Raw genomic sequence first — 24,542 nt, 5'->3', positions numbered from 1 at the left:
AAACGAGTCTATATAAAATAATGCGTCCATAGTGCACGCTTTGGAGAAAATATATGCAAGTTGCGATTATAGGTGCGGGACCTCGTGGGTTAGCAGTAGCTGAACGTTTGATTAATTTAGCAAGTGATGATTTACCGATTAATGTTCAAATATACGATCCATATGCTATTGGTGGACGTGTATGGGATCCATTCTTGCCTCAAAATCAACAATTTTTAATGAATACAGTAGTTGATCAAGTTACGCTGTTTAATGATGATTCCATTGAAAACGGTGGTAAACCATTATCAGGACCAAATATGTTTCAGTGGATAGAAAATGAAGCGAAACTTTTTTTAGACAGTCATCCTGAATTTGATGTTAGTTATCTTAACCAAGTTTCTCGTTTGAAAAGTCCTAATGATTTTGCAACTCGAGGGATGATGGGTATCTATGCAGCATGGTTTTTTGAGTGGCTGACAAAACGTGTACGTCATGAACAAACCATAAATTTTACACAACAAGCTGTTAACGATTTAAAAAAAATTGGTGATAAATTTCAATTGATACTAAATGATGGGACATTAATGTTAGCCGATTTTGTCGTTATGGCTCTAGGACATTCAGATGATGTGTTAAGTGACGAAGAACAATATTTCCAAGATTTTGCAGGTGAAAAAGGGTTAAAGTACGTTTCGCCTGGGCACCCATCAGAAGCTAATCTTACCCAATTTGATGAAACAGATACTGTTATTGTACGAGGGTTAGGATTAAGTTTTTTTGATTATTTAGATGCATTGACATCTGAAAAAGGTGGACAATATGTACGTGACGAAAATAATGAGCTAGTTTATGTTCCGTCAGGTAAGGAGCCACACGTAATTGCAGGATCTAGAGGAGGTTTTCCTTTACATGCCAGAGGTGTTAACGAAAAAGCAACGAGTGAACTTTATCAACCAAAATTTTTTACATTCCCTGCATTAGAAGCGTTAAAAGCTGCCGGAAATGGACAGATTGTTTATAAAGAATTTGAAAAACTTGTGCTCAAAGAGTTGAACTATAAATATTTAATTAATCGTATCAATCAGCCTGATAGTTCTCTCACATATGGACAATCTGAAGCATTAAAGTCAGCTTTATTAACTAGTGTTGATTTAAATATTACAGCTCAAACATTTGGACTTTCAAATTTGGCGTCATTTGATTTAGATAGTATTGTAAACCCTGCCAAAGGGATCTCAAATGATGTTGATTACACACAATGGATGCTTGCGTATTTAGATCAAGATATTAAGGATGCATTGTTAGGCAACAAAAGTGCACCATTTGCAGGGGCTTTTGATATTATGCGTGATATACGTGATAAGATACGTTATGTAGTTGAACATGACTATTTTTCAGCTGACGATTATGAAACATTTTTAAATCGGTTTAAATCATTTGATGTACTAATATCAGTTGGGCCACCATTAGAAAGAGTTGAACAACTACGTGCTTTGATTAAAATAGGCTTGTTCAAGATTACTGCTCCGGGGATCAAAGTTGATACGACATTCAATTCATTTAGAGCAACAGATTCTATGAATCATGTTTTTGAGGGAAATGCATTGATTGAAGCTCGGTTAGGGCCGACAGACATAAGTGTATCAAGAAACCCTCTTATTGTGTCATTGCGTGATAGAGGTATATTTGTAAAACCTGTTAAGCAACGTCATGATGGATCAACGTATCAATTAGGGGCTGCTAATATTGATAAGCAGACATTTGAAGTTCTGGACGAGGCTGGCGAGAAGATTGAACATTTATATCTTTACGGTATTACATTAGAGGGATTGAAATGGTTTGGGACAGTTATTCCAAGACCAGGAGTTAATACAGTTGTATTACGTGAAGGTGCTTGGATAGCACAACGTATTTTGAATTATGCGTAACTAATCATTTAAAGATTGGTGCTGGTTCTAGAAGACAATTTGGTCAATAGTTTACAATAGAGGAGAAAATCGGGATCGATATATGGCAAACATTAAGCTGATAGCGACTGATTTAGATGGTACTTTTTTGTCAGATGATAAAACATTTGACAAATCATTATTTCAAAAAGTGCTTAAAATATTGAAAGAAAAAAATATTACTTTTGCCGTTGCTACAGGTGTTCATCAGGAACGGATTAACCGCATATTGGCTAACTTTTTAGAGTATGACATCGCTTATGTTACGAATAATGGTGCACGTATTGTTAATGATCATGGACAAATACTTTATGAAAAATCATTAGATATAGAAACGTTAGGAAATATTCAAAATTTATTATCATCATTTAACCCTATTCCTGATCAAGGTGTGGTCTATTCTACTGAAGATACGGCCTACGTGCCACGTGAGTTTGCTCAGTTCATTAATGAAAAACATATGAAATATTTCAGAGACGTTATTATTGTTGATGATGTGACAGAAATATTTGATCCTATTTTTAAAGTAACAGTGAATTGGGATGATTTTGATGAAACACGTTTTTATAAAGTGGTCAAACATGAGTTAGCAAATACAGTCCATGTAACGGAAACAGGTACTGGTGCGATTGATATTGTGCCTGCTAATATTAATAAGGCTGTTGGATTAAAAATTTTGGCAGATAACTTAAATATTCAGTTAAATGATATTGTAGCTTTCGGAGATGGTGGTAATGATTTTGAGATGTTGAATAGTGTTGGGAAACCTTATATAATGCCTAATGCTAGGTTACATGGGAAATATTTACCTGTGCTGGAAGATAATAATCATGATGGCGTTTTAAAAACAATACTATCAATTTTATAAAAAGTACATGACATAATAAATGTCATGTACTTTTTTTGTACCTGTTAATGAAAGTTAATTTTTTTTCATGAATAGCATTATTGTTATAATCAGTGGGTCCATGAACTCCGTTTTCAACAAGAATGGTTTCTATTGTGTTGCCAACTGAATGTCTATAACTGTCAGCTAAATTGATACTTTGCAAGTAAGGAACAACTGGATCCATTTTACCGGCAATGAGCATTAGTGGTGGCATATCTCTAGTAAAATAGTAAGCGGGATTAGCCTGTTTCACTAAGTCAGGGCGGTCTTTAGGTGGCTGATTATTTAACATAATCCCCTCGAATGAATAAGCAGTTCCTGTTTCACTAAATTCAGGGACAATATCTAACTGTTCAAATTGTGTTGCAAATTGATCAACTTGATAAGGACCATATAGTGCAATGACGGATTCTATGTGGAAGGAGGAACTATTGGATTTTTCAAAATAGTAGGAGTCACCGAGTAGGACGCTTGCAGAAAAAGATGCTGCAGCAAGTACGGCTAATTGTGCGCCACTTGACTCGCCAATTAAAGTTATGTGTGACATATCTATACTGTAATCACGTTGATGAGTCATCAAAAAGTTTAATGCAATATGAATTTCCCCGATTTGATTTGGAAAGTTATTGATTGTAGGAGAATTTAAGCTGTAGTCCATACTGACAACAGCAAAACCATCCTCAATAAAGTTTAAACTAGGGTTAAGCTTAAAAGACGATTTATTGCCACGCAGTAGACCACCACCATATATATCTATGATAACAGGGCAGGCGTGATCTGATTTTGGTAAATAAATATCTAGACGATGTCGAGAGCCTTCAGCATACTGAACATCTCTGTATATTTTTGCAAGATTTTTTGGTAATGATGCTGGTTTAAATTTGTAGGGTTTATCTTTAAATAACATTTGGTTATACCTTAAGTCTATTTTAAAATGGATTATACAAAAAAACCAGAAACTGTTATGTTTTGAAAATTATTAATTAAGTTAGCGATTATTTCTTTAACCAGCCGATGAAAAAATGATCAGGAACTTGTTTAACTTGTATTTAATTTTTTAAAATCAAAATGGACATATTAGTAAGGATAATAAAGGCCTTACTAATTTCGAAAATAACGATGGCTTCTAACCTTATTTTCTTCCCCATACTTAGCTTTCTTTTCCAATATTATTTATACAAGGTGTTTTTTCAAATCAAATTAAAAAAGTGTTAATTAATATCGAATTTAATTAACACTTTTTTAATTTGGTTTAATTCATAGGGACTAATTTTGCACGTAACTGTTTACCTAATACAGGATAAACAATCATGACAACAAGCATGGTTGTTATGCAATTAATGACTGTAGGCATCAGTGCTGAAAGCGTTGCAACCACAGCAGGTTGAAACGTAAGGCCTTTAACTAATCCCATGACAAAATTATGAAGTGTTGTGGTAATCAGTTTAGTAATAATTGCGGATAATGTGATTAATAGCAATTTCAACGTTGTAGGGGTCTGTCGATAATGTAACCCATTAAGTACTACTGTAGCAATACCGCCAATAACAAAGATTTCAAAAAAATAATAGGGAGCATCTAAAACAAAATTGTGTGTTAAATCAAAAAGGGCTAAACCCATACCACCGGCAAATGCACCTCTTTTATAACCAAGTAGTAAAACAGATAGTAACGCAGCTGAGTTGCCTAAATGGACAAATGGTTTGTCGATTAGGGCCGGCATGGGGACTTGTATACTAGTTGCAACGTAAGTAATGGCAGCAAAAAAGGCAACAACAACAATACTTTGTGCTACTTTATCTTTAACCATAATCTACCTCTATTCCGAATATTTTTTCTATAATTAGAACAATTGATAACATTTTACCACATGATAGTCCGAACGATAAGAATATACTATGTTAATGACAAAGTAATATTGACTTTTTCGAGTGTACCACGTAACATAGTACACGTAATACACGTAATACACGTAATACACGTAATACACGTAATACACGTAATACACTTAGTACAGTTGAACTTTAAAGTATCGTTTACGTGACTACGAGTATAGCCCAACAAATATAAGTATAAAAAGGAAGTACTTAGATGGCACAAATTCAACGGAATCAACCATTATATGAAAAATTAATGTGGCGTATAAAATCACAAGTTGCCTCAGGTGCATTATCTGCTGGCGAAAAGTTACCTTCGGTTCGAGAAATGGCTTTAATTGAAGGATTAAATCCTAATACTGTGGCAAAAGCGTATAAAGGACTTGAAACACAAAATGTTATCGAAACTGTTGCGGGTAAAGGGACATTTATTAGATTAAATGACGATAACATTGTAGATGAACGTTTGATCGAAACAATTCATCAGCAAATTAGAGAGGTTGTTATTGAGGCTAAACGTGCTTCGATTTCATCTCAGCAATTGCATGATTGGATTGATTTTGCATACGGTCCTGGTGAAAAAGATGGAGAGGAGAAATTATGACACTTGTTATTGAAAATATATCAAAAAAAATTCAAGATAAGCAGGTACTCAAAAATGTTAGTTTTGAGTTGAATAAAGGCGAAATTGTTGGTTTAATCGGGCGCAATGGAGCTGGAAAAACGACACTTTTTGGTACTATATCTGGAGAGTTAATCCCAGATTTTGGTCGTATTGGTTTAGACAACTTTGATTATCTTAAGACGACCAAATTACATGATCAATTATTTTATGTGAACATGACAGAGAATTGGTTGACGTATTATTCACCTTTAAAAATAAAAGATATTTTAAAAATAGCGTATAGGAATTTTGACGAAGAGTGGTATGACTCGGAAATTAAGCGTTTTGGATTAAATAATAATAAGCGAATCAGAACATACTCAAAAGGCATGCGTGCACTGTTTATGATAATTGCAAGTTTCGCTAGCCGTGCACAGTATGTGTTACTAGATGAACCATTAGATGGGTTAGATGTTCTTATTCGTGATCAAGTAAAACAATTAATTGTTACACAAGTAACCAATCAGCAAACAACTGTATTAATTGCTTCCCATAATCTAGTAGAACTTAATACTTTAGTAGATCGTATTTTGTTAATTAAGAATAAAACTATTGACCGAACATTTACTGTTGAGGATAACAAAAATGTTAAAAAATACCAATTAGCGTTTATCGGCGAGGAGTTACCTGAGTTTTTGCGAGACAGTGGTACAATCATCGCGCAAACAGGTCATGTTGTAACCATTGTATTTAATGATTTCACAGAAGATATCGGTATCAAGTTAGCAGGTCAGGAATTTAAGTTTGTGGAAGAATTACCAACCAGTAGTGAAGATGTTTTCCGTGCCAGCTTTGCTGAAGAAGCTGCTATTTGGCAACAGGAATTGGAGGCACAAGTATGAAGCAAGCATTAACCTTATATACTAGAATAAAGAGAAAACAAATGTTTTTAGCCCTTATTCTAGGCATTCTATTAATGTTATTGCAATTGGGATCCTCTTTTTGGCAAGATAAGCTACCTGAAAGTATATATAGCGGTGTTGCCTTAACTGCGGGCTGGCTACTTCTAGGTTTTGTATCATTGCTAAATGATCAGTCACGTCGCCTAGATACTTGGTTGTATACTCAGCGTATCTCGCGAGGGCAACTCTTTCTAACACGGGTATTATTATTGGTTGTAGTACCAATAATCATCGGATTAATGGTTAATGTGGCTGTTGTGCTATGTGTACATCCTATGGATTTATGGAAGCCATTGGAAAATATTATTGAAGTATGCATAGGGTTTTATTTTTTTGCATCAATATCTGCGTTGATTTATACGGTGATTGGGCCTAGTTGGATGAAAGTGGCCGGCATCATTTTTACTTTATTTATGGCAGTAACACCTATGACTTATATTGAATCGAAACTAAATAATATTTGGTGGCTAGATTTTACTAGTACATTTATTTTAGCAACTGTTTTATTTGCATTTAGTTACTCATTGTCTAAAAAAATTAGTGCTGATACTGTGGATGAAGCTGTTAGAATAAAAGCATTTCGCTGGCCAGTTGTTCTATTTGTCTTTTTAAGCAGTTACTTGATGATACTTTCAAACAATTTTTCGACACTAAATATAAAAGTTGTGATTGGATCATTAATAATACCGTTAATTGCTTCCGGTATTACATTTACTTTTGTCTTTAAGCCAACGTTTAAAATAACGTGGGATAGATAAATTATCGTATTAGAAATTTTAAGGAGAAAACATGGCATTACTAGAAGTTAACAAAATCAATAAGAGCTACGGTTCAAAAAAAGCAATGGACGACATCAGTTTTAAGGTGGAAGCAGGTCGTATTGTTGGTTTAATCGGGCCGAATGGTGCAGGGAAATCAACTACTATGCGAGCTATTACTGGATTAATGAGTTACTCATCTGGCAATATTCAATTTGATGGGCAGCCTATTACATTTGGCAACCATAATGCATTAGACAAGATAGGCAACTTAATTGAATACCCAGCTATTTACCCTAACTTAACAGCTTTAGAACATTTAAAGCTTTATGCAATGGACACCAAGAATCCGGCAGATTTTGCAACGTTGATGAAGAAAACACAAATTGACGGTGAAAATTTTGGAAAGCGTAAAGCTAAAAATTTCTCTTTGGGAATGAAACAGCGACTAGGTATTGCTATAGCCTTGATACGGAATCCTAAGTTAGTCATTTTAGATGAGCCTATGAATGGTCTTGATCCACAGTCTGTTCATGATTTAAGACGGTTAATACGTGATTTAGCAGATGATGGTGTTGCCTTCTTGATTTCCAGTCATTTGTTAGATGAGCTTCAGAAATTAGTTGATGATATTGTGATTATCAACCATGGAAAAATCATTGAAACATCAACAATGACAGCCTTCTTCAGCCATGATAAAATACGATGGCTATTCAACACATCTGATAATCAGAAAGCTTTGACAGTGGCTTTGGAAAATCATTGGATTGCTGATATGGAAGATGGTAAATTACAAATTTCAGGCGCTGAGCAGTTACAAGATGTAATAACAGTATTAAACAATAGTGGCATTAAGATTGAGTCATTAAATACAATTACTGGGAATTTGGAAAAGTCACTGCTTGATATGCTAGCTAATGATGATAAAGGGGAATAATTCATGTTAACGTTAATGAAACAAGAGTACTACAAAGCATTTAAACAAAATAAACTTTATATTTGGTTGGCATTAAGTTTTGTTTTTCCTATTGCGATTATGGCGATTTTCAAAACACAACGTACAGCAGATGCTGTATTAAATTTTGGTCAAGGAACAATATACATTGTTATGGCAGGTATTATTTTTACTGCTATCAGCGTATCACAGGAATTTGGGTTTGGGACGATTAGGCCATTACTATCACGTCGATTTAGCAGAGGAGCAATATTTACTAGTAAACTACTATTGAATCTAACTGTATATATTGGCCTATTTATATCAGCATTTGTTGGTACGATGATTGGTCAATTACTATTTGTTAAAAAATTTAACTTTGCAGACAAAGCAGGATACGTTGGGAACGGTTGGCAGAGTATGGGAACAACTGTCCTTACGACTTTATTGGAAATGTTCTTTATTGCAGCATTAGTTTTGATTATTACAAACTTAGTTAAAAGTTCTGGTGCTGCCATTGGCCTAGGTGTTGTCATGATTGTTGGAACACCTATTTTAAGTAGTATTTCGTCAGTACTAATAAATATGGCACCGATTCTAAAGTGGAATCCCTTCAATATTTTTCTTGGAATTGGGATGTACAATCAATTGCCACATCAAGAATTTAAGCATATTGTTCACATGTCTGAAAGTAATGTAATAATGGCCTATGTTGGTTACATAATTGTCATGTATGGCATATCATATTTAATCTTCAGAAAGCGATCAGTTTAGTCACATAAAAAGCACTGTTTCACGTGAAACAGTGCTTTTTAGTTGCTTTAAAAATCGGACAAATCAGGATCTATGTGAGACCCGCCAACACCAACTAATCGATCGAGCTGTGCAATGTCGTCTGTATTGAGTTTGAAGTCAAAAACATCAGCATTAGCTTTTATATAATCTTCGTGGGTAGATTTTGGTAAAGGTAAAAAGCCTTTTTCCAAAGACCACCGAATTAATACTTGAGGAACAGATTTATTAAACTTTTTAGCTACAGAGGCCACTTGCGGTAAATTAACTAATTTTCCTGTACCTAATGGTGAATAAGCTTCAGTTAAAATGTCATGCTCATCATTATATTTGACCAAATCAGGTTGTTGATCTGAAGGATTCAAAAAGATCTGATTGACCATTGGTGGAATAGTTTGGGTTTCAGCTAACGCTTCTAGATGATGAATTTGAAAGTTAGAAACACCGATAGCTTTAGCCTTGCCAGTCTTGTAGGCATCTTCTAACGCACGCCAAGTCTCAGCATTAGTTTCTTTCCAAGTTTGATTATCCTGAGAACGAATAGCAGCAGGATTTGGCCAGTGAATTAAATAGAGATCAACCGAATCTAATCCGAGTTTTTTTAATGAATCGGTGAGTGCAGTACGCGCACCGTCATAACTGTGAGCATCATTCCATAACTTAGTAGTAACAAACAATGATTTGCGATCAACACCTGAATCTTTAATCGCACGACCTACTGACGATTCATTGCCATAAATAGCTGCTGTATCTATGTGACGATAACCAGCTTCCAAAGCCCATCTTACTGCTTGATAAGCGACATCCCCATCTTCTGATTGCCAAGTACCAAAACCCATGATTGGAATCGTAATACCGTTAGACAACGTATAAGTATCTGTGAGCGACATTGTATTCTACCTCCGTACTTTCATGTATGTTAGCCATCTATCAGAAAAATAGATTAGTTAATGATGAACGTAAGTGTCAATCATCAAACCTAGTATAACATTCTTATGGATAGAATAAATTAGTGGTTATTTTTGTGACTGTGCAATATTTTGTACTTGTTTTAGCTCATCTAATTTCCAACTAACATAGTGTTCGCCATTAGGAATGGTTTCTGTAACATTAACAATTGGGATATTGTTATCTTTTGCTAGGTTAATAATGTTTGAGACAGTCGAACTGGTTGTTTGTTTATTATTAACAATAAACGCAATTTTGTGATCTGTAATAGCTGACTTTAGTGATGAGAGTGCAGCAGGAGATGGATCGTTGCCTTCCTCAATCGCCTCTGAAAAGTCGTTGTCCATAACTTTATAACCCATTGCCGTTAGCATATATTCAAAGACAGGCTCAGTTTGGGCAACTGATTGGCCTTTAGAATTTTCTTTAAGTTCATTTACCATTGATGTCACAGGTTTTAAGCTTGAAATGTATTTTTTAGCATTAGCTTGATATTCAGACTTATGATCTGGATCTTTTTTTGATAAATCATCCGCTAGATAGTTTGCAGTTTTAATCATTGTGTCAGGATTGTTCCATAAATGAGGGTTAGTGCCAGATTTTTCGTTTAAGACATCTTCGCCGATACGAATTAATTGTGTTTGTTTTGAAGATTTCGCTAACTTATTTAGCCATGTATCATAACCTAATCCGTTTGCAAGTGCAATATCCGTACCACTGACTTTTTTAGCAACAGCAGTTGTTGGTTCATAGTCTTCAGGAGAAATATTATCCTTTGTAATAATTGCGGTAGCTTTTCCATGATTGCCAACCACTGTTTGAGCTAGTTCTGCATAAAAGTCTGTCGAAGCAACAATAGTAATTTTACCGTTTTTTGCATGTTTAGTTGATGTATTCTGTCCTTTTATTGTTGCAAAACCAACAATAATAATGACAACAATAGCCATAATAGCAATTATTTTTTTCATGAGTCATTATCCTCCAAATGATTAATTTTATTTAGGAAATTAATAATAGTATCTTGTTGATCTAGTGTAAACGAGGCAATTGTATGATCAATACTATGATGAAGATCCTGATGTGATATTTCGTGTTGTTCGGCAAGATGAATGCCTTTGGGCGTTAATATGTAATTAATACTACGTTTGTCTAATACATCTTTTGTGGCAGTAACATAACCGTGAGCAATCAAATTTTTAATCGCTTTAGTCACGGCAGGTTTAGTTAAGTGCATTTTGTCAGAAAGAAAAGTATTAGTAGCATTAGTTGATTTCAATAACATCAACATATGAGCTTGCGTTGCATTTATCTTTTGAATTGTAGTTGTCTGAATGAATTCAGAACTAGCAGCGTAAGTTTGTACGAAAGTGTTAAGTTCTTGAATAATATGATCTGATTTTGACATGAGGTACCTCATTAGTTTACTGGTTAATTAACAAGTAAACTATATCAGTGACATTATAAATTGTCAACATAGATGGTTAAAAAATTTTGAGGATATATCGATCAGTTGTGCCATAAAGTTCGTTTTAGTGGTGTTAAAAGTCTAATAAAAAGTATTGAAATTATCTAATAACGAACAATAATAAAAAAATATGAATAATCGTTCCATATATTAATCAAATTATAATCAATGAAATTATGTGAAATGATATACTATTTTTACTAATTGGAGGAATAGGATGAGAAAATATAGAACGCATCAACTGATGCGCATAATTTTGGGGAGTTTATTTGCTGGTACGATAATCTCAATAAATAATCTTGAGGCATCAGCTGATTTGCAAATTGTAAATGGTGTTGATACGTATGCTAAATCGAGTCAAGAAAAAGATTTTCAATCAGTAGATGCAGAAAATAAAAAAGACATTGCGGTTCAAGTTTTAGCAATTAACGACTTACATGGTGGTCTGGATACGACGGGTGATGTCAAAATAGGAGATAAAAATTACAGTAAAGCAGGAACAGTCAGTCGATTAGCAACGTATTTAAACCAATCACAATCACAGTTTAAGTCAGTGACTAAATCTAATAATACTTTTCGAATTGAAGCAGGCGATGCTGTCGGAGCGGCTCCTGCTAATTCAACTTTGCTAGCACATGAGTCGACCATGCATGCTTTAAAAGCAATGAAGTTTAAGATAGGAACTTTGGGGAACCATGAATTTGATCACGGATTACCTGAGTTCAATCGCATTTTAACTGGTCAAAAGCCTGATAAAATAGCTGATAAATTAATCAAAAATTATCCTCACCGTAATTCGGGTATTGAAATGATAGTTGCCAATGTTGTTAATAAGAAAGATAAAGCAATTCCATATGGTTATCAGCCATATACCATCAAAACGGTTAAACAAAATAATCAAGTAGCTAAAGTTGGTATTATCGGTATTGAAACCTCGACATTACCTAGTTTAACGCTTTATCAAAATTATAAAGATTATGATGTTTTGGACGAGGCTGAAACCATTGCCAAGTATGATAAGATATTGAGAGATAAGGGTGTCAATGCAGTTATTGTTGTAGCACACACAGGGGTTGAAACAAAGGACAACCAAACAAAGGGACCTAGTGTTGATATTTTGAATAAACTCAATCAATTAGATCCGGATAATTCTGTTGGTCTATATGTTGCGGCTCACTCACACCAGTATGCCAATGCAAAAGTGGGTAATACTCACGTTGTTCAAGCAGTTTATACAGGAAAAGCTTATGATAATAGTTGGTGTTACATCAATCCAAGTACAGGACGTTTTACAAACATTTTCTCACATGTTTATCCAGTATTATCTGCAAAGGATGATCCCAACACTAAACCTGATAAAGATGTCAGTGCTATTGTTAAAGATGCCGATAAACGTGTTAATAAAAAAGTAAATCATGTTATAGGTTATGCTAATACAAACAAGACCATAACAGGTCGGTTACACAATAGTTCGACAATGGAGAACGAGTCTGGTGAGTTAGTTGCTGATTCACAATTGTCAGCAGCAAAGTCAGCTGATTTAAAACCAGATTTTGCAATGACAAATACTGGAGGCGTACGTGCTGACTTGGTAGTAAATGATAAAAAAGCCATTACATGGGGCGCAGCAACAGCTGTTCAACCTTTTGGGAACATACTACAAGTTGTATCCATGAGCGGAGCACAAATTAGACAAGTTTTAAACCAACAATATGATGAAGACCAACATTACTATCTACAAATTTCTGGGTTGAAATATACTTATCAGAAATCTGACAATCCAAACCAACCTTATGAAGTTAAGGATATAACAGATAGCAACGGCCATTTGGTCGATGATAATAAAAATTATCGTGTTGTCATCAACGACTTTTTGTACGGTGGTGGTGATAATTTTACAGCATTTAAAGATGCAAAATTAGTTGGTGCCGCTGGGACTGATACAGATGCACTAGTTAAGTATATTCAGGACATGACTAGAACAGCTAAAAAGGTGACACCTCCAAAATTAGATCGAAAAGTTTTGGAGTGAATAAAAAAGCAACCACATTAAGTGGTTGCTTTTTTATTCACTATGATTATCCTTTAAAAATCCAAGCATCACCATTATTAGCTAATAATTTATCTGCTGCTTCAGGTCCCATAGAACCAGACTTATAAGATTCAAGAGGTGCTTTATCGGCTGTGTAGACGGCTGATATTGCATCAACGAACTTCCAGGCAATAGCCACACCATTCCAATCGGCGAAGTTAGAACCGTCACCATTCATTGTGTCGTGAATCATACGTTCATATGGTTCTGGAGTGCTCTTCTTGTCTTCTTCAGAAGCCATCCAGTCCAAATTAATCGTACGTGTATTAAAGTCGTCTTCAACTGACTTTGAGTTGATTTTGAATTCTACACCACCCTTAGGGTCAATTAATATAGACAAAACAGATTCTTGTGCTTCTTGTGTCGTGTCAAAGTTAAATGTGCCAGCTTTGAATACAATATCTACACGTGTTTGTTTAGCGGCTAAACGCTTTCCGGAACGAACGTAGAATGGCACACCTTGCCAACGAGGTAAGTCGAATTGTAATTCACCAGCAATAAAGGTATTGTTTTTTGAGTCAGCAGGAACATCCATCTCTTCGAGATAAGGCTTAAAATTAGCAGAATCTCCAGCACCATATTGAGCACGAACAAAATATTTGTTAACTTCAGATTCATCATATATTTTCAAGGCATTGAAAGCTGCATTTTTGGCAGCACGAATGTCTTTATCAGTAAATGACTCAGGTTTTTCCATAGCCAACCAACCGACAATTTGCATTGTGTGGTTTTGAATCATATCCAAAAGTGCACCGGCTGTGTCGTAATAACCTGCACGTTCTTCAACACCAAGTACTTCTGACAAAGTGACCTGAACATTTTTGATATAATCTTTGTTCCAAGCAGCATCAAAAATTGGATTACCAAAACGTAATGCAGCAATGTTTTGTACCATTTCCTTGCCAAGGTAATGATCAATACGGAATAATTGGTCATCATCGAAAGCATTTTCCAAATCATTTTGTAATTCTTCAGCAGTGGCATAAGATGTACCAAAAGGCTTTTCAATCATCAAACGGTTGAAACCGGCGTTTGCTAATAAGCCTTCGGACTTCAAATATTTTGCAATTGTACCAAAGAAACGGGGTGCGACCGACATGTAGAAAATGCGATTACCAGCAATGTCAAACTTTGTGGATGCAGCCTCGATAGCTTCTTTTAATACGCTATAAGATGCAGCATCTGTAACGTCATGTGCACGGTATGAAAAATGTTCTACAAATGAATCTGCTTGCGATTGGTCATCCGCAAATTCAGCAATTGATTCGCGAACCATCTGCTTAAACTCGTCTTCTGTAAGTTCCTGACGTGCTGTACCAACAATAGCAAAATGTTCTTGTAAATAACCTTTTTTATAAAGGTTAAATACAGAAGGATATAGCTTACGCTTAGCTAAATCACCAGTAGCACCGAAAAAAGTAACTAATGTTTTGATCTCTGAAACCATGATGTTCCCCTTATGACTAATATTGAATTCATCTACCATTATAACGCAAAAAGCCTATAAAAGTAGGTATTTTCACAAACAAATGTTTCAATTATACATTTGAAATAGGATTGTGTCATCAGTAAACATTAACCTTAGAATCGATACATGCTACAATAAAAATATTATTTCGGAGGATTTATGGAGAAAGATATAACTGATAAACCGCGGTTTCTTGATGAGAAATGGTTGCTGTTAAGTACATTATTATCCAGTACAGGAAGTTCAATGATTTGGCCGGTGACAACGCTTTATATGACAGGCGTTCTTAATCAGTCATTTACAACTGCTGGAATTGTTTTGATGATTGGTGCTCTTATGAGTATTATTGGGGCATTCATTGGCGGACGCCTTTTTGATTTTTGGAGACCATATGAGGCGATGATTATTAACACGGTAATGACTTGTTTAGCGGTACTGAGCCTTATTTTTTGGAATCATTGGCCAGTGTTTGCTGTGTTAATTTGGGTTGCTAATTTTGGGATGGGAATTGAACAAACGTTAGTTAATTCTTTTGCTACAACAGTAACCAGTAAGAAGACACGTGTGATTTTTAATAACATGTACATTGCTTTAAATATTGGAGTGGTTTTAGGGACTCTGGCAGTTGGTTATCTATTTGATTATGGCTTTAGCGTCTTAATGACAATATCTGCTAGTATATATGTTGCTCTCATTTTCATTGTTGTCACAAAGTTTCGAGTCGTTGATACGCCGATTAGCGAACCAGTAGCTGATGATGCTATCTTATTGGATAATCAGTCTACTAAATTTAAATTAACACCACTACTGATAGCTATCGGCGCACTATTGTTTATCACCTATTTATCCTACATGTTGTGGGAAACAGTTATGGCACCGCATATGAAGGCATTGGGTATGTCCACACAACGCTATGCTGATTTATGGATGATAAATGGGATAACCATTATTGTGTTACAAAAATTTGTGTCTAATTGGGCAAATAAACATGCTTATAGGGTTTCAGTTATACTAGGAAGTGTTATTTTTGCGTTTAGCTTTTTATTTTTAGTGTATGCTAACGAATTTTGGCAAATAGTTTTAGTGTTTGAACTTTTGACCATTGGTGAAATGTTACAAAGCCCACAAGTCCCTGCTTGGGTAGCACAAATTACACCAAAATCAGTTGCTGGGCAGGCGCAAGGATTTGTAGCCGTAATGATTAGCTCAGGACGAGTAGTTGGACCAATTTATTCTGGTATTATGATGGATCATGGATGGATGAATCAACTATTTTTATCAGTTTTTATTTTGATGATCTTAATCACAAGTATGTTAGCCTTTGTGAATGCTCAAAAAGTTAACAGCTAGATTCGGATAAAAAGAGCAACGCTTTTAGCGTTGCTCTTTTTATTCATTAGAATAAGAAGTGTATTAGGATCACTGCAATAAGGACTTGTAGTGCACCAGTAACTAGACCGTAAGTTAAGAAACGACCACCAGCTTTTCTAATAGTGTCAAATTTTAGATTTAATCCGATACCAGCTAGGTTAACGACACCAAAGAATCCAGAGATCTCTTTAGCACCGAAGGTAATGCTATGTGGGACGGTTATTAAACTGTTAATCACTAAAAAAATGACGAAAACAATGATAAACCAAGGGATTTTAATACCTTTTGGTGCTGTAACAGTTGAGTCACTGGCACTGTTATGTTTTTGAGCCATGCGAGAAAATGCAATAACAACAACAGTTAAGAGAATAACACGTAGCATTTTAAATAGCGTGGCATATGTGACTACTGTTGGATTAATTAATGCAGCAGTACCAACAACTTGACCTACTGATTGCACAACACCACCAACTAAGGCGCCCAAAAGAACATTATTTTGACCAACTAAATAAGGACCGATAACCGGTAACAACAGTAGTAGAATGACACCGGTAATGCTGACTGTAGCGACTGCAGTACGTCGCTGATCATCATCGGCGCCGATAGCTGGGGCAACGGATGCAATCGCGCTAGAACCACACACGGCATTTCCTGCACCCATTAACATAGATGATTTTGACGAAGCTTTAAATACTCTACCACCCAACCATAAGACGACTATAATTGTTAAAAACATTTGTAGCAGAATAAAGATAATACCATGTAGCTTCAATTGTTCAATTGTTTTTAGTGTGACAGTTAATCCCATTAAAGCAATACCAATTTCAATTGGATATTTTTCAGCCCATTTCATTCCGGGTGAAAATATTTTGGGCTTTAACACCGTATTTCCTAGCAAAATACCCAGAAGCATAGCAATACCCTCAGCTCCTAAAAATGGTAACCATTGCGCTAAAAACTTCGAAACAATTGATAAAATTAAAGTGACAAAAATACCAGAAAGCATATTTGACTTTATTTTCATGACAACTCTCCCAATAGACTTTTTTATTGTACAGATTGATAACAGGGTTAATAGTACTGCTAAGTTTGCTATTTGTAAAATAAATATTTATAATGACTTTAATTAATTTTATTAATAGGTGAGCTATGTTTAAACTACTTCAAACATTTGTTGCCGTCTATGAAACTAGATCATTTTCTAAGGCAGCCGAACAGTTATTTATTTCTCAACCAACAGTTAGTGTCCATATTAAACAATTAGAAAAAGAATTAAATGTCCAACTCTTTGATCGTAATGGCAGGACAGAGTTCACACCAACACAAAATGCGCGATTACTCTATCAAAAAGCCCTGAATTTATTAAATGAGTGGCAAACTATTACTGATAGCTTTGCTTATGATCAGAGAATCAAAATTGTGATTGGGGCCTCGCAAACTTCTGCTACAGTACTATTACCTAAAATATTAGAAAGTATTGGTCTTGAAAAACTTTGTATGGTGGATTTTAAGATAGAAATGCATAACTCAGAAGATATTCTAGCTGGTGTGTTAAATCATCAATTTGACTTTGGCATGATTGAAAAACCAATTACACATGATTATGTTGTTCGTGATGAAATTGGGCATGATCAGTTGGTTTTGGCAGGTGATTTAAAATCGGATCATTGGTTGGTTCGCGAAAAAGGATCAGGCGTTTATCATTACACGCAGCAGTATTTCAAACAAAACAATATCATTCCTAAAAATGCTATGACAATCTCTAATAATGATATTATTACGAAGTTATTGTCTAAAAACGTCGGACAATCGATTGTAAGTATTCAAAGTTTAGTTTCTGGCACAAATTTCAAAACACTTTCTGATGAATTTAATCGATCGTTTTATATGATTCGACTGGCTCATGAAAATCGCAGTGAACATATGAGATGGTATAATCAAATTGTTAATATGGCTCGGCAAAACAATTTATAAGTTTGTTAAGAAAAGAGAGTTTCTATGATTCGTGATATGGTTAGGGCAAAACCAATAAGTTGGTTACTGTTTATTTTAGGGTCAGATATATTGACAGCCTATATTATTAATATTCTACATAATCGCGCGTTTGATGTGGCACGTGATTATTGGACAATCCTGAAGTTAGTGAGTATGGATTTGATTAGTTTCGTTTTTATTATGCTGTTTTTAGATTGGATTCATGTTAAATTTTTAGCTGACCAATCAGAAAACTGGTTTGATAAAACCACACGAATTGGTGGGAATATATTGGCTGCTTATTTTGGTTGGTTTAGCATGTTATTTATTGTGTCGCAACTGATATATAGACTGTTTGATCATCGCAATGGCTTTCAAAGTCCCCAACTTTATTCCGTGATTATTATTGCAGGGCTGTTGGCACTGTTACATTATATCTTGCGCCAATGGATACCATGGTCATTTAAATTAAACCCATTTTAATGTAGAAAAAATCTTTTATTTGTACTGGGGATGTTTGGATATTTGTTTGAACTATACTTAAAGTATTGTTGCAAGTGGAGGCGTTATTATGAAAATTTATGCAGTTCGACATGGACAAACAATTTTTAATCAATTAGATAAGGTTCAAGGATGGGCAGATACGCCCCTAACTGAACAAGGACAACAAGATGGGCGGTTTGCTGGGGAACGCTTAAGCCGTGTAAAATTTGATGTAGCAATAGCATCTGATACAACTCGTGCGATGCATACAGCAGAATTTATTTTAAAAGGAAATAAATATCAGACGCCAGAGTTAATTTTGACGTCTGATTGGCGAGAATATTTTTTTGGTAGCTTTGAAGGTGGCTCTAATCATGTGATGTGGGGATCAGTTGGCCAACAATTAGGTCTGGATACAGACAATCCAAGTGAAATTGGCAAGCAGTATCGCATGACGGATATCATGAATACGATTCATCAACTTGATGAATCACATATAGGTGAAAGTGCTGCTGATTTTTGGCAGCGTATTGATCAATCATTACGGCACCTTCAAGAAAATTATCAACAGAATGCGACTATTTTGCTAGTTACACATGGTCAATTAATTGGTAATTTAGCACAACATTATGGTCATTTAGAAACAGCTCAACGACCTAGAAACGGTTCGATATCTGTTTTTGAGCTTGATAGTGAGGGTAATTTTACGGTTGATAAGTTTAACGATGTAACAACCTTTTTTTAATAACACATGAATTAAGGTAATAGATTATAATGGAATTATGCAAAATCCACGTGAAATTTTAAAAGAAGTTTTTGGATACGATGAATTTCGTTACGGTCAATTAGAGGTTATAAACAAGGTATTAAATCATGAACGTGCCTTAGCTATCATGCCAACAGGAGGAGGTAAGTCAATTACTTATCAACTACCTGCTTTGATGTTTCGAGGTATCACATTGGTCATTTCACCGCTTATTTCATTGATGAAAGACCAGGTTGATGGACTCAATGCATTAGGTATTGAAGCAACTTTTTTAAACTCAACTTTAATTGGTGCAGAGCAGGCTCAGCGCATGTCAGATATCCATTCTGGTTTGTATAAAATGGTGTATGTTTCACCTGAACGTTTGTCTATTCCAAGCTTTTTTAATTTTATCCAACAATTACCAATTGAATTAGTAGCCATTGACGAGGCTCACGTTATGTCTCAATGGGGACATGACTTCAGGCCGAGTTATCTTAATATTTTACCCTTGCTTGAAACATTGCCAACGCATCCAGCAGTTTTGGGATTAACTGCCACAGCAACTGAGCGCGTTAGAGAGAACTTACAACAACTATTAGGTATATCTTCAGAAAATACCGTTTTAACTGGTTTTGCTAGAAATAATTTGTCTTTAAAAATTGAACGCCAAGTCGATAAAAGGCAATTTGTTCAAACCTATTTACGAGCAAATCAAGGTAAGAGTGGGATTATTTATGCTGCTACGCGCAAACAAGTTGATGAATTAGCCATCTTTTTAGATAAAAAAGGTATTAAAGTTGGTAGGTATCATGCGGGGCTGTCAGAATCAGAAAGACAAAAAACACAGGAAGGTTTTTTGTATGATGAGATTGAAGTTATTGTAGCAACCAATGCTTTTGGAATGGGAATCAATAAGCCTGATGTTCGTTTTGTAATACACTATGCGGTACCAGGTAAGATAGAAGCTTATTATCAGGAAATCGGCCGTGCTGGTCGTGATGGACTACCATCAGAAGCAATTTTATTATATGCACCACAGGATATTCATTTACAAGAATTTTTTGTTCAGAAATCTGAGGGTAGTGAAGACTACAAGCAAGGTGAGTATCACAAAATTCGTGAAATGAATGCTTATGCTAATACGGAAACATGTTTACCGCGTTATCTGTTGGGTTATTTTGGTGAAGATGTGGCAATAAATTGTGGACAATGTTCAAATTGCTTAGATTCACGAGAAAGTGTAGATGTGACGGTTGATGCTCAGCGAGTATTAGCTAATGTTGTACGCATGAACCAAAGTTTTGGTAAAAACATGATTGCTAAGGTGCTTAAAGGGTCTCATGATGCCTCTGTTAAAAGGTTTGATTATCTATTAGATTTACCAACTTATGGCATTATGAAAGAACGTACAATTCGTGATATCAGTAGCTTTATTGATTATTTAACAGCTGATGGGTACCTAAGGATTGAAGGCGGAGAGTTTCCTGTTTTGAAGCTGACAGAAGATGGCGTCAAAGTACTTAAAAGTGAAAAAAGAGTCACAAAACGCGTTAATCGCCAAGCAGTGGCGCAAAGACAATCGACATCTGCTACAACTGGTTTGAAAATGTCAGAAGATGACAATCAATTATTTGCTAAACTGAAAGCAAAACGTTTAGAATTAGCACGTGATTCGGGATTACCACCATTTTTAATTTTCTCAGATAAAACATTAATGAATATGGCTATTTTGAAACCTAAGACTGATGAAGAATTTTTGGCTATTTCTGGTGTTGGAGAAAAAAAGTTTGCGATTTATCACAAAGATTTTTCAGAAGTACTGAAGCAGGCACAATCAGCGTAAAAAGCTTGCTACTATATTTAATATCTGGTATAGTAGTATCTGTTATGGAGAAGTACTCAAGCGGCTGAAGAGGCGCCCTTGCTAAGGGTGTAGACGTGTTAAAGCGTGCGAGGGTTCGAATCCCTTCTTCTCCACTAATATATTTCAAGGCGGTGCATTGGTTTCTAAAACTTTAATGTGGCGCTTTTTTTATACCCAATGTTGCATTTTATAGCATTTCACACAAAATAGGAAACGTAGTTAGTTCGGGTCTTTAATAAATATGCTGAGAAATGAATCTTAAAAAAGTAACCAACAAACTACTTGGATAATGTTTTTTGGTAGAGTGTGTTAAGCTTGTCTTTAATGGCTTATCAGTATAAAGTAACGGGGAAATTTTAAAATCATGAGTGACAATAATGATAAGTATGGAATTTTTGAGAAGCATAGTTGGAAAGATGTTCTGTGGAATATTGGGAACAGGACAGCTGGTTTTACACGTCGCTATTATTTTTATCAGGAACATGATGGGAAACGAACTTTATTGTCTAAAAACGAACTTTTAGGCTTGTTATCAACAAATGAAGAAATGAAAAATTATATTTCAAAAGATGAACGATATAAACAGTATATATATCCTGATAATATTGTGATGAGCGAGAATGGCGAATTTTTTGCTGGTCTAATTAACATGGACTATGTCAAAAAAATTGTTAGCTATTTGAACTCAAAAGTAGGAAATATATAAGTGATTATCACAGATATAAAATAATATAACTTTGAAAAAGACTAAAAAATAGCTTCTTTGTAAGCATTTTTTAGTCTTTTTATCTGGTATTTCCTATATATAATGTCAATCTATTTTTGTAGACGAGCACATCAATTATTGGGGAAAATAAAGCTATTGATTCTTTACTGAAATCTCTGATCAATGAGGATTTATAAAATAGCCATTAATTTTTATTAACCGTTGCAATAATAGAGTAGGTTGGCATCCAAGGTCCAGTCCACCAACCGATGATACCGTATGTTTTGTGTTGCTGAATACTATATCCATTAGAACGTAACACTGATAAGTATTCTTTTTTATTATGGCCTGTATCAACGATTACCAACGTTCCGTTTGGTTTCAACACACGATTAGCTTCATTCAAAGCATCTTTACGTGCTGATGCAGGTTTAATATTATGAAGCGCTAAGCTTGTGACGACAAAATCATATTGGTTGTCTTCAAAAGGTAAATCTAGCATGTTTGCTGTTTGAACATCTGCGATCTGCTCTAATTTTTTTGACTCAATAATAGCTTTTGTGTTTTCTAGGGTATTATCTGATTGATCCCTGTTACGCCATAAATCTATCCCTGTCGCATGTCCTTTTTCCGATAAGCGGTGCGCAAATTTCAGCAATACCAGACCGTGGCCGGTACCTAAATCAAGAACCTTACTGTTTTCAGGAATATTTAATTCAGAAATAATATTATCCCATATGATAGATTTTCCACGTATTGAGGTGTGTATAAATATCAAACCACCAAAAATCATTAAGATACCGTAAATAACGGTCCATAAATAACTACTATAGTATGTGTGAAATAGTAAAGCGTATAAGATCGCTAACAGGCCAACAATAATATACAGTATTGGAACTAGCGGTGCGTCTAGTCCTTGTTTTTTTAATTTGTTCATTTTTTTATTCCTTAATCATGCTTTTAACGTGATTCGGCACGTATCTGTATCTATTTGTTTTGATGACGTTGCAAATTCATTAATGTATTTTGTAACGTCTTTTGATAACAGTTTACGCAAGATGTCATTAATTGGTTATCTTTTGAATATATATTATCATGGGATCAGAGTCTCATTTATCATTTAAAGCGGTGGCTAGTGCAACAATTAAGGCATGGTAGAGGTATTGTTAGAGACACGCAAAATGCAGTACAATCGATATATACTGTTATACAGAAAGAGGGTATCATGAAAGTTATTAATGTAACACTAAATGTAAACAAAAACATGCAACAAGATTACAAAGAATTTATCGCTACTCTTGTGAAAAAATCGCGTCAAGAAAGCGGTAATATAAGTTATGATCACTATAAAAGTTTGACCGTGCCTGATGAGTACCAGATTATTGAACATTGGCAAGATGAAGAAGCAATAAACTTTCATAATGAAACGGAACATTTTAAAACATTTTTGACCGATATCAACATTTTTTTGGATCGTCCTTTAGAAATTATTGTTATGGATTACAAATAGAACCCACGCTCTAGCATCAAAATAAGATGTTTATTTTGATGTTAACATAAACAGGATACATGTGGATGTTTTGAATTCTAATTAACGTTGGATAGGTAGATAAGGATTGAATTCATCATTTAGTTAATATGAAGCCATGGATTTAATATGAACCATAAACTTAATAATAAAAATAAACTGCTTTGCCAAGTTAGCATACGCTGTTCTTTTATTTCTGGGATAGTAGACAGTCCAGTTAAAATACCGATGAACACTGATCCAATTTTTAAATAAAAAGGATTATTTGTTAATATATGCGCTGTTATTAAGACAATTATTATAAATAAAAAAGTATGGATAATAAGATTGTACGTGTGTTTGGATTCATAGTTTCTAGTCTTAATTTTATGTACGCACTCTGTCTAGGAGTGCCTATAATCAATAGTTATTGTTATTTAAAATAGTTGTTATCATAGCCCCGATAAATAAGAAATATAGGACTATAAAGGCAATTGTAAGAATAAATTGAACAAGTCCAGCTCTATTCCATGTAGCTTGAACAGCTTTAAATGTTTCTACATCTTTGTAATTACCCTTTTGCCAAGCCCATTCGTTTCCTTTAAAACCGCATACAAATGCCCATACAATATTAAAAACAGGAATTAAGCATAGCAAGGGCAAATATGTTTTATTTCCAATCCCCCAAAAAATATTGTACATAAATGCACCCCAATTCCAGCCTCTCACTTCTGCTGGTACAATAGTTCCGTTTTCATCCATAATATCTCTCCTCTATGCTTTTAACGTGATTCGGCACGTATATAGAATAAGAATATTATGCATAATGCGTCGCTATAACTAGGAATAATAAAGATGAGTCACTACTGGAATCAAATTAGACTTTGTATTTGTTTGTTAGTCATCTTTAGAATCGGCAAAAGCACTGTTAGTTACTATTTTAACAATATTATTTGCCATACAGCAAGTGATTAATTGATTTAAATTAACATGAGGTATTCACCACAATCCTTTAAAGAAGCTGCTGCGAGAAATGACCAATACAGTCACAGAATATAAACGTTTCACTCACTTTAAAACAAGAGCATTGAAAGATGCTCTTATACTAAAAAAATGGACTATTTTTATTCAGTCCGTAAAATGAAAGTATAGGCGTATTTTTATGTCAATTC

At 34.8% G+C, this 24,542-nt stretch carries 24 protein-coding genes and 1 tRNA gene; 16 read left to right on the top strand and 9 right to left on the bottom strand.

The genetic code is table 11. The annotated features are described in order from the left end of the window. Positions 1 to 53: 53 nt before the first annotated feature. On the top strand, positions 54 to 1,910 hold the full coding sequence (locus K5Q12_RS06405; RefSeq protein WP_220742880.1) for an FAD/NAD(P)-binding protein: 1,857 nt from the start codon (positions 54 to 56) through the stop codon (positions 1,908 to 1,910). An 82-nt stretch (positions 1,911 to 1,992) separates the two neighbouring features. Further along, positions 1,993 to 2,796 carry a Cof-type HAD-IIB family hydrolase gene (locus tag K5Q12_RS06400; protein ID WP_220742879.1) on the top strand — a complete coding sequence of 268 codons (804 nt, stop codon included), beginning with the start codon at positions 1,993 to 1,995 and terminating at the stop codon, positions 2,794 to 2,796. A 22-nt stretch (positions 2,797 to 2,818) separates the two neighbouring features. Here the strand turns inward: K5Q12_RS06400 and K5Q12_RS06395 are convergent, their stop codons facing one another. Both K5Q12_RS06395 and K5Q12_RS06390 read right to left on the bottom strand, forming a co-directional pair. Next, positions 2,819 to 3,724 carry an alpha/beta hydrolase gene (locus tag K5Q12_RS06395; RefSeq protein ID WP_220742878.1) on the bottom strand — a complete coding sequence of 302 codons (906 nt, stop codon included), beginning with the start codon at positions 3,722 to 3,724 and terminating at the stop codon, positions 2,819 to 2,821. A gap of 345 nt (positions 3,725 to 4,069) precedes the next feature. Beyond that, positions 4,070 to 4,627 carry an ECF transporter S component gene (locus K5Q12_RS06390; protein ID WP_220742877.1) on the bottom strand — a complete coding sequence of 186 codons (558 nt, stop codon included), beginning with the start codon at positions 4,625 to 4,627 and terminating at the stop codon, positions 4,070 to 4,072. Between the two features lie 281 nt (positions 4,628 to 4,908). On the opposite strand from K5Q12_RS06390, the gene K5Q12_RS06385 reads away from it, so the two are divergent. Genes K5Q12_RS06385 through K5Q12_RS06365 form a run of 5 tightly spaced genes read left to right on the top strand, consistent with a single transcriptional unit; the run spans position 4,909 to position 8,726 of the window. Then, on the top strand, positions 4,909 to 5,298 hold the full coding sequence (locus K5Q12_RS06385) for a GntR family transcriptional regulator (RefSeq protein ID WP_220742876.1): 390 nt from the start codon (positions 4,909 to 4,911) through the stop codon (positions 5,296 to 5,298). Then, positions 5,295 to 6,200, top strand: a complete 906-nt coding sequence (locus tag K5Q12_RS06380; protein ID WP_220742875.1) for an ATP-binding cassette domain-containing protein — start codon at positions 5,295 to 5,297, stop codon at positions 6,198 to 6,200. Before K5Q12_RS06385 ends, K5Q12_RS06380 begins: the two co-directional genes overlap by 4 nt. Further along, positions 6,197 to 7,018 (top strand): hypothetical protein, encoded by an 822-nt coding sequence (locus K5Q12_RS06375; protein ID WP_220742874.1) that lies wholly within the window; start codon positions 6,197 to 6,199, stop codon positions 7,016 to 7,018. Before K5Q12_RS06380 ends, K5Q12_RS06375 begins: the two co-directional genes overlap by 4 nt. Before the next feature lie 31 nt (positions 7,019 to 7,049). Then, positions 7,050 to 7,955 carry an ABC transporter ATP-binding protein gene (locus K5Q12_RS06370; RefSeq protein ID WP_220742873.1) on the top strand — a complete coding sequence of 302 codons (906 nt, stop codon included), beginning with the start codon at positions 7,050 to 7,052 and terminating at the stop codon, positions 7,953 to 7,955. Positions 7,956 to 7,958: 3 nt separating this feature from the next. Beyond that, positions 7,959 to 8,726 carry an ABC transporter permease gene (locus K5Q12_RS06365; protein ID WP_220742872.1) on the top strand — a complete coding sequence of 256 codons (768 nt, stop codon included), beginning with the start codon at positions 7,959 to 7,961 and terminating at the stop codon, positions 8,724 to 8,726. Between the two features lie 47 nt (positions 8,727 to 8,773). On the opposite strand, the gene K5Q12_RS06360 is transcribed toward K5Q12_RS06365, so the two are convergent. The 3 genes from K5Q12_RS06360 to K5Q12_RS06350 all read right to left on the bottom strand — a co-directional run bounded on the left by K5Q12_RS06360 (position 8,774) and on the right by K5Q12_RS06350 (position 11,097). Beyond that, entirely contained in the window at positions 8,774 to 9,634 is an 861-nt protein-coding gene (locus tag K5Q12_RS06360) for an aldo/keto reductase (protein ID WP_220742871.1), read from the bottom strand. Between the two features lie 126 nt (positions 9,635 to 9,760). Continuing rightward, complete coding sequence (locus K5Q12_RS06355; RefSeq protein ID WP_220742870.1) at positions 9,761 to 10,660, bottom strand: metal ABC transporter solute-binding protein; 900 nt, start codon at positions 10,658 to 10,660, stop codon at positions 9,761 to 9,763. Then, complete coding sequence (locus K5Q12_RS06350) at positions 10,657 to 11,097, bottom strand: MarR family winged helix-turn-helix transcriptional regulator (protein WP_220742869.1); 441 nt, start codon at positions 11,095 to 11,097, stop codon at positions 10,657 to 10,659. The genes K5Q12_RS06355 and K5Q12_RS06350 overlap by 4 nt, the downstream gene beginning before the upstream one ends. Before the next feature lie 277 nt (positions 11,098 to 11,374). Between K5Q12_RS06350 and K5Q12_RS06345 the strand changes: the two genes are divergently transcribed. Beyond that, on the top strand, positions 11,375 to 13,189 hold the full coding sequence (locus K5Q12_RS06345) for a bifunctional metallophosphatase/5'-nucleotidase (protein ID WP_220742868.1): 1,815 nt from the start codon (positions 11,375 to 11,377) through the stop codon (positions 13,187 to 13,189). Between the two features lie 46 nt (positions 13,190 to 13,235). Here the strand turns inward: K5Q12_RS06345 and zwf are convergent, their stop codons facing one another. Continuing rightward, the gene (zwf, locus tag K5Q12_RS06340) at positions 13,236 to 14,696 is read right to left on the bottom strand and encodes a glucose-6-phosphate dehydrogenase (protein WP_220742867.1); all 1,461 of its coding nucleotides are present in this window, start codon (positions 14,694 to 14,696) and stop codon (positions 13,236 to 13,238) included. A 180-nt stretch (positions 14,697 to 14,876) separates the two neighbouring features. On the opposite strand from zwf, the gene K5Q12_RS06335 reads away from it, so the two are divergent. Further along, complete coding sequence (locus tag K5Q12_RS06335) at positions 14,877 to 16,067, top strand: MFS transporter (protein WP_220742866.1); 1,191 nt, start codon at positions 14,877 to 14,879, stop codon at positions 16,065 to 16,067. A gap of 46 nt (positions 16,068 to 16,113) precedes the next feature. On the opposite strand, the gene K5Q12_RS06330 is transcribed toward K5Q12_RS06335, so the two are convergent. After that, positions 16,114 to 17,112 (bottom strand): YeiH family protein, encoded by a 999-nt coding sequence (locus K5Q12_RS06330; protein ID WP_220742865.1) that lies wholly within the window; start codon positions 17,110 to 17,112, stop codon positions 16,114 to 16,116. 125 nt (positions 17,113 to 17,237) lie between these two features. Here K5Q12_RS06330 and K5Q12_RS06325 point away from each other — a divergent pair, with 125 nt between their 5' ends. From K5Q12_RS06325 to K5Q12_RS06300, 6 genes are all read left to right on the top strand, one after another. After that, positions 17,238 to 18,062, top strand: a complete 825-nt coding sequence (locus tag K5Q12_RS06325; protein ID WP_220742864.1) for a LysR family transcriptional regulator — start codon at positions 17,238 to 17,240, stop codon at positions 18,060 to 18,062. 24 nt (positions 18,063 to 18,086) lie between these two features. Continuing rightward, a complete protein-coding gene (locus K5Q12_RS06320; RefSeq protein ID WP_220742863.1) occupies positions 18,087 to 18,545 on the top strand; it encodes a Tellurite resistance protein in 459 nt (152 codons plus the stop codon). An 88-nt stretch (positions 18,546 to 18,633) separates the two neighbouring features. Continuing rightward, positions 18,634 to 19,290 carry a histidine phosphatase family protein gene (locus K5Q12_RS06315; protein ID WP_220742862.1) on the top strand — a complete coding sequence of 219 codons (657 nt, stop codon included), beginning with the start codon at positions 18,634 to 18,636 and terminating at the stop codon, positions 19,288 to 19,290. A gap of 37 nt (positions 19,291 to 19,327) precedes the next feature. Continuing rightward, positions 19,328 to 21,136, top strand: a complete 1,809-nt coding sequence (recQ, locus tag K5Q12_RS06310) for a DNA helicase RecQ (protein WP_220742861.1) — start codon at positions 19,328 to 19,330, stop codon at positions 21,134 to 21,136. A gap of 46 nt (positions 21,137 to 21,182) precedes the next feature. Beyond that, a tRNA-Ser gene (locus K5Q12_RS06305) sits at positions 21,183 to 21,270 on the top strand. Positions 21,271 to 21,521: 251 nt separating this feature from the next. Next, on the top strand, positions 21,522 to 21,863 hold the full coding sequence (locus K5Q12_RS06300) for a hypothetical protein (protein ID WP_220742860.1): 342 nt from the start codon (positions 21,522 to 21,524) through the stop codon (positions 21,861 to 21,863). A gap of 205 nt (positions 21,864 to 22,068) precedes the next feature. On the opposite strand, the gene K5Q12_RS06295 is transcribed toward K5Q12_RS06300, so the two are convergent. Then, a complete protein-coding gene (locus K5Q12_RS06295; RefSeq protein WP_220742859.1) occupies positions 22,069 to 22,800 on the bottom strand; it encodes a class I SAM-dependent methyltransferase in 732 nt (243 codons plus the stop codon). Between the two features lie 288 nt (positions 22,801 to 23,088). Here K5Q12_RS06295 and K5Q12_RS06290 point away from each other — a divergent pair, with 288 nt between their 5' ends. Next, complete coding sequence (locus K5Q12_RS06290) at positions 23,089 to 23,373, top strand: putative quinol monooxygenase (protein WP_220742894.1); 285 nt, start codon at positions 23,089 to 23,091, stop codon at positions 23,371 to 23,373. A gap of 417 nt (positions 23,374 to 23,790) precedes the next feature. On the opposite strand, the gene K5Q12_RS06285 is transcribed toward K5Q12_RS06290, so the two are convergent. After that, complete coding sequence (locus K5Q12_RS06285; RefSeq protein ID WP_220742858.1) at positions 23,791 to 24,132, bottom strand: ribonuclease G; 342 nt, start codon at positions 24,130 to 24,132, stop codon at positions 23,791 to 23,793. Positions 24,133 to 24,542: the final 410 nt, after the last annotated feature.

Source organism: Leuconostoc palmae (assembly GCF_019656075.1).
Lineage (GTDB): Bacteria > Bacillota > Bacilli > Lactobacillales > Lactobacillaceae > Leuconostoc > Leuconostoc palmae.
The sequence above is the reverse complement of the archived record's forward strand: the minus strand, read 5'-3'. Positions and strand labels throughout refer to the sequence as shown.